We start from the raw sequence: 7272 nt of genomic DNA, 5'->3' as shown, positions 1-7272 counted from the left end.
CCCCCCCCCCCCCCCCCCCCCCCCCCCCCCCCCCCCCCCCCCCCCCCCCCCCCCCCCCCCCCCCCCCCCCCCCCCCCTCCCCCCCCCCCCCCCCCCCCCCCCCCCCCTGGCTCCTACAAAAAGCATCGCAGTGCACATTTTTTCAGGCATAAAAAAACGCCCCGAACCAGTCGGGGCGTTTTTGTGTGCTGCGAGACGGCGGAGTATTACTTGCCGGTCCAGCGCTTCAGTACCAGGGTGGCGTTGGTGCCACCGAAGCCGAAGCTGTTGCTCATCACGGTGTTGATGGTGGCGTCTTCGCGAGTCTTGGTCAGGATCGGCATGTCTGCCACTTCCGGGTCCAATTCTTCGATGTTGGCGGAGCCCGCCATGAAGTTGCCTTCCATCATCAGCATGCAGTAGATCGCTTCGTGAACGCCGGCGGCGCCCAGGGAGTGACCCGACAGGCTCTTGGTGGAGCTGATGGCCGGGGCCTTGTCGCCGAACACTTCACGCACACCTTTCATTTCCGCGACGTCGCCGACCGGAGTCGAGGTGCCGTGGGTGTTCAGGTAGTCGATCGGAGTATCGACGGTGGACATGGCCATCTGCATGCAGCGGATGGCGCCTTCGCCGCTTGGGGCGACCATGTCGTAGCCGTCGGAGGTCGCGCCGTAGCCAACGATTTCCGCGTAGATCTTCGCGCCGCGGGCCAGAGCGTGTTCCAGCTCTTCGACCACGACCATGCCGCCACCGCCGGCGATGACGAAACCGTCACGCTTGGCGTCGTAGGCACGGGAAGCTTTTTCCGGGGTTTCGTTGTACTGGCTGGACAGTGCGCCCATGGCGTCGAACAGGAACGATTGGCTCCAATGCTCTTCTTCACCGCCGCCGGCGAACACGACGTCCTGCTTGCCCATCTGGATCTGTTCCATGGCGTTGCCGATGCAGTGAGCACTGGTGGCGCAGGCAGAAGCGATGGAGTAATTCAGGCCCTTGATCTTGAACGGTGTGGCCAGACAAGCGGAAACGGTGCTGCTCATGGTCCGCGTGACGCGGTATGGGCCAACGCGCTTCACGCCTTTCTCGCGCAGGATGTCCAGCGCTTCCATCTGGTTCAGCGTGGAGGCGCCACCGGAACCGGCGATCAGGCCGGTACGCGGGTTGGAGACTTGCTCATCGGTCAGGCCGGAGTCTGCGATGGCGTCTTTCATGGCCAGGTAGGCGTACGCCGCCGCGTGGCCGACGAAGCGATAGATCTTGCGATCAATCAGCTCTTCGAGGGGAAGGTCAATGGAGCCGGAAACCTGGCTACGCAGACCCATTTCGGCATATTCCGGGTTGAACCGGATGCCAGGGCGGCTTGCACGCAGGTTAGCGGAGACGGTCTCTTTGTCATTGCCCAGGCACGATACGATGCCCAGACCAGTGATAACGACGCGGCGCATGCGGATAACCCTTAGAAGTTGTCAGTGGAGGTGAAAACGCCGACCCGAAGGCCTTCGGCGGTGTAGATCTCGCGGCCGTCGACACTGACCGAACCATCGGCGATGGCCAGGTTCAGCTTGCCCTTCAGCACGCGCTTGATCTGAATGTTATAGGTGACTTTCTTGGCGGTCGGCAGGACCTGGCCAAAGAATTTCACTTCGCCCGAACCCAGCGCACGGCCACGGCCCGGCAGACCTTGCCAGCCGAGGAAGAAACCGACCAGTTGCCACATGGCGTCGAGGCCCAGGCAGCCTGGCATCACCGGATCACCTTCGAAGTGGCAGGCGAAAAACCACAGGTCAGGAGTGATATCCAGCTCGGCGACCAATTCACCTTTGCCGTACTTGCCACCCTCGGCACTGATATGGGTGATGCGATCCACCATCAGCATGTTCGGCGCGGGCAGTTGTGCGTTACCCGGGCCGAACAGCTCACCGCGACTGCAGCGCAGCAGGTCTTCCCGAGTAAAGGCGTTTTGTTGGGTCATGCGAGCTCCTCAATAGTCCCATGCGGCAGGGTGGGGCAAATCTTCCCGGCCGACCGAGGCGTTCATGCCTCGAGTCAGCAGCCTACTCATAGACTATTGCGTTGTGGTGAAAGTCACAGCACCAAGGACATGAATGTACACTTGTGCACTGAAATTATTATTCAAGCCCCTTTTCGGGCCTGTTCGGGTGCCTAAGACTGCCGCACTTTCGCCTTTCACGCCAGTCGCAGATGGTCGAAAGGCCTGTACTACTGCACCCAGCGCTGCAAAATTTGCTGCAGATCAGTGCGTTTGAAGGGCTTGGCCAGGTAATCGTTCATTCCAGCTGATAAACACGCTTCACGGTCGCCCTGCAAGGCATTGGCGGTCAGGGCGATGATCGGCAAGTCTGCGCAGCCGGGGAGCAGGCGGATCTGGCGGGTTGCTTCGTAGCCGTCGATGATCGGCAGTCGGCAATCCATCAGAATCGCTTCAAATATCAGGCTTTTGGCGCTTTGCACCGCCTGCGCGCCATCGGTCGCGACGCTGACAGTAAAGCCCAGACTGCGCAACATTGCTTCGATCACCGTCTGGTTGACCGGGTTGTCCTCCACCAGCAGCACATTGCGTCCTTCACCATGGCCGTCGCCGCTCTGTGTCCGTGGTTTCAACTCCGGCAGCGACTGCTTATAAAGGGCCAACGGAATTTCCAGGGTAAACACCGAGCCCCGGCCTTCTTCGCTCTGGGCGCGCAAGGTGCCGCCCATCCGTTCGGCCAGGGTGCGGGCAATCGGCAACCCCAACCCGGTGCCGCCGTAACGCCTTGAAATAGAACTGTCGGCCTGCTGGAACGCGTTGAACATCAACTCCAGGCTTTCGGCCGAGATGCCAATGCCGCTGTCGCGCACGGTGCAGGTGAACCACAGCAGTTCGTGATCCAGTGACTGCCATTGCGGTTCGATACTGACGCGGCCTTGCTCGGTGAACTTCAGCGCATTGCCCACCAGGTTGACCAGAATCTGCCGGATCCGCGTCGGGTCGCCTTGAACCTGCAAGGCGCGCATGTCCTCGGGAATCGCCAGGGCCAGATCGAGCCCGCGTTGCGCCGCGCTGTGCTGGAACGACTGGGCGCAGCTGCCGATCAGGTCAGCGAGGTTGAACGGAATGTGTTCCAGCTCCAGTTCAGAACGCTCGATGCGCGAGAAGTCGAGAATGTCGTTGATGACTTTGAGCAGGTGTTCGGTCGACTCCGAAGCCAGCGCCGCATACTCGATCTGCTCCTCGGTCATGTCGGTGGTTTCCAGCAGTTGCAGCATGCCCAGCACGCCATTCATTGGGGTGCGCAGTTCGTGGCTCATCATCGCCAGGAAGTCGGATTTGGCGTTGTTGGCCTTTTCCGCTTCTTCGCGGGTCTGGATCAATTGCGCCATGGCCTGCTGCTGCTCACGGCTGGCCTGCTCGAGGCCCTGCGCGAGGTTATTGATGTGCTGCGACAACGCGCCCAACTCAGTGTCATCGACGATCGGCAGCGGCGTTTTGTAATCACCCTCCTGAATCGCCTTCACGGCGTGGCCGATGTCGCGGATCGGCTGCGACAGGCTGCCGGCCAGGCGTCGGGCCACCAGAAAGGTAAACAGCAGCGCGAACAAGGCGAGAATCCCGGCCTTGAACAGGATTTCCTGCTGACGCTGGCTGAAGGCGTCATTGGACAAGCCGACGATCACCCGGCCCAGGTAGTCCTCGGGCGGGGCCGTGTTGGCGACATTGCTGCCCTGGAAGAAATCATTGTTCAGCGCGATCCGTTGCAGCCGCACCGGCGCCTGGAACACTTCGACCTGATGCGAGCGGGCATGGGTTTCCGACGGTTGCTCGACGTACACCAGAATCCGGTTGGCGCTGTCCTGGACTTCGAGAAAGCGCACGTTGGGCGTGGCCAGCGTCGCCTTGAGCAAACTTTCGAGTACCTCGTTGTTGCCCGAGATCACCCCGTATTCCGTGGCGGGGGCCAGTTGGTTGGCGATCAGCTGGCCGGTGTGGTTGAGCTCCTGGCGCAGGTCCTGGATCCGCACGAAGGTGAAGAAACTGATCAGCAGCAACGTCAGCAACAGGGCGGGGCCGAGGCTGATGATCTGCGTGCGGGTGTTGATGTCCCAACCGCGACGGAAGGTCATGGGCGGCTTTCTCCTTCGGCCAACTGTGCTGCGACAAATGCTTCAGTCACCTGTTCAATACCCAATGAACGAGCCACCTGCGGATTACTTAACACTTTGAAGTGTTTTGGATACAACGCACGGGGCCAGCCTGTCTGCGGCCGATCGAGCAATTCGTCGAGCACTTCCAGCCAATCGTTCTGATCGCTGTAGGTGCTGGCCAGGCTACCAGCCTTGACGAACGCAGCGTTCGGGCCGACCAGCGCCAGTTGTCGCGAATAGCTGCTCAACAGCAGGTTTTTTGCGGTTTTCGGGTTGTACAGATCGGCGTCGTCAAGGCCCAGCAGCACGTCGCAGTTCTTCAGCAAATTCTGTAAAGGGCGGCTGTCGTTGGTGTTGTCCCATCGCTCGGCGATCACTTCAAGGCCCAATGCTTGTGCCGACAGACGCAATTCCTTGAGCAGGAATTCGCTGTGACTGTCGTACAGCACGCCGATGCGTCGGGCCTCGGGCAGGATGAGCCGGGTCAGGCGCAATTGCCGATCCAGCGGCGGATCGCTCCAGAGCAGGCTGAGGTGCGATGGAAAGTCAGCGCCGAAACGATGATGGGCTTGCAGGCGACTGATGCGCAGTACCAGCGTCGGCGGACCTTGTGTCTCTTGCAGGCGCCAGTCGAGGCTTGGCAGATCGAGCAGGATCAAACGGGTATCGCCGGGCAGTGCGCCCGGCCTCGGCAAGCTGTCCAGTACTTGGAAGCGAACGCTGTCGGCCGGGCGCATGCCGCTCAGCGCCTGCACAAAGGATTGCACGCCCGGGCTGTCTTCGGCGCCGGTCAGCAGAATGTCGGCGGCCTGAATCGTCAGGCTGCCAAGCAGGCCGGCAAACACCAGACACACCCCTGCCAGCAGGCGGCCAAGGGTTGGCGACTTCCGCGACAGGCGATGCAGCATTTAAAACGTCAGCTCCGCGCTGAAGTAGAGCACCCGACGCTCGTCATAGTTGTTGTCGACGAAGGTGGTGGGTTGATGGTCGAGGCGCTGCTGGAGCACGCCGGCCAGTTCCAGATTGGCCTTGCCCAGGCCGATGCGTTTGGCGATGCGCGTGTCGACGCGTTCGAAGCGATAACCGTTGAGGGCGTCGTCCCCGTAATAGAAGAGGGCGCTGTTCCAGCCGTGGCCCCAGTTGCGCAGCCAACCGGCGGAACCGCTGTTGCGCGCCGTCAGTTGCTCATCCTGCGGATTGCTCGCCTCGGCGTCGACGTAGGCGTAAGTCAGGCGCAGCCGGTCGGCGCTGCTCAGGCGCCAGTCCAGCTGGGTTTCCGTGCCCTTGAAGCGCGAGCTGTTGGAATTGCTGGCGATGTACTGATTGTTGCGCAGGGGTTCGCTGATCATGCCGCTGATTTCGTCGTAGAACAGTTTCACATCGACCGTCAGCCCAAGCTCCGCGAAGTAGCCGTTGTAGCCCAGCTCGCGCGAGCGCATGCGTTCTTGTTCGAGGTCGCCGGGACCGCGGGTCTTGACGAAATACCGGGCGCTGGTCTGGCCGTAGGCACTGGGCCGCAGGTTGGTCACCTGGTAACTCCAGTTGACGTTGTTCTCGAACATGTCCGGTGAGCGGATGGCTTCCGAATACACCGCGCGCAAGCCGTGACGCGGGTTGATCAGGTAATTGACCGCTACCCGCGGGGTCAGCGAGCTGCCGGTCAATTGCGTGTCTTCGAACATGGCGCCGCCCTGCAGCAACCAGTGCTCGGTGGCGCGCCACTCGAGTTGGCCGAATGCGCGCCAAGTGGTGTCGTCGAGCGTGCCATTGAAGTAGGTCTCGGAATTTGCCCGGTCGTAACGATAGTTCATGCCGCTGACCAGTCGCAGACTGTCGGACAGGCTGAGGGTGTCTTGCAGTTCCAGGTCGTAGCGCGTTTCCCGGGCGCTCTGGTCGATGTCGCCACAGAGGGTTTGCCGGGCACCGTTGCGCCATTGCGCCAGCACTTGATTGCCCAGCGCTTGTTCCGCCGCCGTGCCGGCCGGCGCGCCGGGACCGGTGAAGCGCTCGATGTTGCGCGCCAGGCGTTCGGTGTAGTTCGGGTTGAGCTGCCAGAGTTCGGTCAGTTGCGGGCTGAACGAAACTTCCGCATCACAGGCGCGCCAGGTCTGCTGACGGTCCCAGTGCTGAGCCGAACCCTGGATATAAAGGCTGTGATCAGGATTGATGTCCAGGTTCCAGCGCAACGAACCGGCGTAGTCCTTGGCAACGACGTCGGAATTGTTCCCGGCTGCGGTAATCCCGGAGAACACCGGGCGGTAGGTATAAGGCCGCTGGTTGGTTCCGTCCTTGGCGTTCAACTGCCAGTCGATGCTCTGGTTTTCACTCAGGGTCTGGCTGACGGCAAGGTTGAAGCGGTTCAAGCGGCGACTGTCGCGATAATCAGCACCGTTGCTGTCGGTGTCGAAGCCGTCGTCCTGCTGGCCGGACAGTGACAGACGCAGGTCGCCGCCGTCCCAGCCCACACCCTGGCTGGCGTAAAAATCATCGATGCCGCGCTGGCCACGGGTGACTTTCATCCGCGTGCCGTGGCTGTCGGCCGGGTTGCGGGTGATGATGTTGACCACCGCCATCAACGCATTGGCGCCGTAGCTGACCGTGTTGGGGCCGCGGAAAACCTCGATGCGCTCGATGTCTTCCATGGCCACCGGGATATCACTCCAGTCCACCGTGGCCAGGCCAGCGCGGTACACCGAGCGGCCGTCGATCAGCACCTGCATGCGCCGCGCTTCCGTGGCGTTGGTGCCGTGGTAATTCACCGCCGCCTGATTACCGCTGATATTGCCGACCATCATGCCCGGCACCAGGCGCAGCAATTCGCTGATGTCCCGTGCACCGCTGGCATTGATCAGTTCGCTGTCGATCACCGTCATGCTTCCCGGGACTGCGGCCGGCGACTGCTTCAGGCGGGTGGCCGTGAGCACTTGCGGCAGCGATTCGTTGTCGAGGAACAAGTCGTCGGCCAGCAATGGCGAGCTGAAAAGCAATGCCAGAACCAGCGGAGAGGAGGGTGAAGGAGAGCCAAACGACACGAAACGTCCTTGATAACGATGAGATGGCGCGCATGTTAACCGAGCTGTTCGACTTTTCCATTCACGATGCCGGCATTTTCCTAGGATTTATTGGTCTTCTTCCTACAAGTGCCGG

The 7272-nt window shown here is 61.4% G+C and carries 5 protein-coding genes; all 5 read right to left on the bottom strand.

The window, feature by feature from the left end; translation table 11 throughout:
* Positions 1-206: 206 nt before the first annotated feature.
* Positions 207-1427 carry a beta-ketoacyl-ACP synthase I gene (fabB, locus tag AC1ROI_RS24785; RefSeq protein ID WP_010457084.1) on the bottom strand — a complete coding sequence of 407 codons (1221 nt, stop codon included), beginning with the start codon at positions 1425-1427 and terminating at the stop codon, positions 207-209.
* A gap of 11 nt (positions 1428-1438) precedes the next feature.
* The gene (gene fabA / locus AC1ROI_RS24780; RefSeq protein ID WP_008148022.1) at positions 1439-1954 is read right to left on the bottom strand and encodes a 3-hydroxyacyl-[acyl-carrier-protein] dehydratase FabA; all 516 of its coding nucleotides are present in this window, start codon (positions 1952-1954) and stop codon (positions 1439-1441) included.
* 248 nt (positions 1955-2202) lie between these two features.
* Positions 2203-4104, bottom strand: coding sequence for an ATP-binding protein (locus tag AC1ROI_RS24775; RefSeq protein ID WP_102595729.1), 1902 nt, complete (start codon positions 4102-4104; stop codon positions 2203-2205).
* A complete protein-coding gene (locus AC1ROI_RS24770) occupies positions 4101-5033 on the bottom strand; it encodes an ABC transporter substrate-binding protein (protein ID WP_010457078.1) in 933 nt (310 codons plus the stop codon). The genes AC1ROI_RS24775 and AC1ROI_RS24770 overlap by 4 nt, the downstream gene beginning before the upstream one ends.
* Positions 5034-7157: a TonB-dependent receptor plug domain-containing protein gene (locus AC1ROI_RS24765; protein WP_042932652.1), complete on the bottom strand. Its 2124-nt coding sequence runs from the start codon at positions 7155-7157 to the stop codon at positions 5034-5036.
* Positions 7158-7272: the final 115 nt, after the last annotated feature.

The sequence above is a fragment of the Pseudomonas sp. GW823-FHT02C02 genome (genome assembly GCF_058797635.1).
Note: the sequence above shows the minus strand (reverse complement) of the source record. Positions and strands in the feature narration are given on the sequence as shown.

What these genes read in the sequence shown, in the direction of transcription:
- AC1ROI_RS24770 (WP_010457078.1), bottom strand. Translation starts at nt 5,033, where the DNA reads ATGCTGCATCGCCTGTCGCGGAAGTCGCCAACCCTTGGCCGCCTGCTG.
- AC1ROI_RS24775 (WP_102595729.1), bottom strand. Translation starts at nt 4,104, where the DNA reads ATGACCTTCCGTCGCGGTTGGGACATCAACACCCGCACGCAGATCATC.
- fabA (WP_008148022.1), bottom strand. Translation starts at nt 1,954, where the DNA reads ATGACCCAACAAAACGCCTTTACTCGGGAAGACCTGCTGCGCTGCAGT.
- fabB (WP_010457084.1), bottom strand. Translation starts at nt 1,427, where the DNA reads ATGCGCCGCGTCGTTATCACTGGTCTGGGCATCGTATCGTGCCTGGGC.